Raw genomic sequence first — 1,451 nt, forward strand, 5'->3', positions numbered from 1 at the left:
AAAAGGCGGCCCTGGCGCGTACAGACGCCATGCCCTAGAAGTCTTCCCCCTACTTCCTCGCCGACGCACAACCCTCATCCCCGGGTGACCATGCGAGTCCCTGCCGCGGACTGCCTTTGACGCACCTCCACCGGGCCGCTGGGGTGCTCGGCGCAGCGGGTGGTGGGGGCGGCCCTCGTGACCGTCTCGTCCAGCAGCTCCAGGGCTCGCTTGAGGTCGGCCTTGACCTCGTGGAGGCGGGCGTCGGGGGTGTCGGCGGTCAGTGACTCACCGTGCTCCCCGAGGACCCGCAGGGCACGGCCGAGGGCGGTGAGCTGGGCGTGGTTCATGGTGGTGGTCTCACCCCGGGTGGTGTGCGCGCGGACGGTCTGCTGACCCTGACCTATGCAGGGTGCCATGCGGCACCGACAATCCTCCGATCCCCCTGGCGGCTCGCAGGGTGCCGCCCCGTGCGGCTCAGCGGGACAGCGCCACCGCCAGGGCTGCCCTGAGGTGGCCCTCGTTCTCTGTCAGGAGGCGGGTGGCCGTGGGGGCGTCGACGCCGCTCAGGATGGTGAGGATGGCGTTCTTGACCTGGCCGTTCGAGGCGGTGAGGGCTTCTTCGATCTCGTCGTCCGTCGCGCCGGTGGCGAGGGCGACGATGCGGTGGGAGCGGGCGCGGAGCTTGTCGTTGGTGGCCCGGACGTCGACCATCAGGTTTCCGTAGGTCTTGCCCAGGCGGATCATCGTGATCGTCGAGAGCATGTTGAGGACGAGCTTCTGTGCCGTGCCCGCCTTGAGGCGGGTGGAGCCGGTGACCAGCTCGGGTCCGACGACGATCTCGATGCCGTGGTCGGCCGCCGCGGCGAGGGCGCTGGCCGCGTTGCAGGACAGGCCGACGGTGAGCGCGCCGGCCGCGCGTGCGTGCTCCACGGCGCCCACCGCGTACGGGGTGCGGCCCGAGGCCGAGACGCCGACCACCGTGTCGTCGGGGGTCAGGGCGAGTGCGTCGAGGTCGGTGCGGGCCAGGTCCGCCGAGTCCTCCGCGCCCTCGATCGAGGTGACCATGGCGTCCCGGCCGCCCGCGATCAGGCCCACGACCTGCGTCGGGGCCGTGTTGAACGTCGGCGGGCACTCGGACGCGTCCAGCACGCCCAGGCGGCCCGCCGTCCCGGCGCCCGCGTAGATCAGCCGGCCACCGCGGCCCATCCGCTCCGCGATCGCGTCGATGGCCGTCGCGATCAGCGGCAACTGCGCGGCCACGGCCGTCGGCACCGCCGCGTCCTCGGTGTTCATCAGCTTCGCGATGTCGAGCGTCGGAAGCTGATCGATGTCGGCGAGCTCCGGCCGGAACGCCTCGGTCGTCAACAACTCCAACTCGGCACGGACGGCGAGGTGGTTGGGGAGGGCGGTGGCGTTCGGGAGGGTGGAGGAACTCGGGAGGGCGGAGCCGTCGGGCAGGTGGGAGGCAT

At 71.9% G+C, this 1,451-nt stretch carries 1 protein-coding gene and 1 pseudogene; both read right to left on the reverse strand.

What is annotated here, in order from left to right:
- Positions 1-125: 125 nt before the first annotated feature.
- Positions 126-329: pseudogene (locus tag P1P70_RS44555) on the reverse strand (hypothetical protein); the annotation flags it as partial.
- Between the two features lie 127 nt (positions 330-456).
- Positions 457-1,356, reverse strand: a complete 900-nt coding sequence (gene murQ / locus P1P70_RS44560) for an N-acetylmuramic acid 6-phosphate etherase (protein WP_319248190.1) — start codon at positions 1,354-1,356, stop codon at positions 457-459.
- Between the last annotated feature and the right edge of the window lie 95 nt (positions 1,357-1,451).

It is taken from the genome of Streptomyces sp. MB09-02B, from assembly GCF_033794485.1.
In the GTDB taxonomy this organism is placed as follows: Bacteria; Actinomycetota; Actinomycetes; order Streptomycetales; family Streptomycetaceae; genus Streptomyces.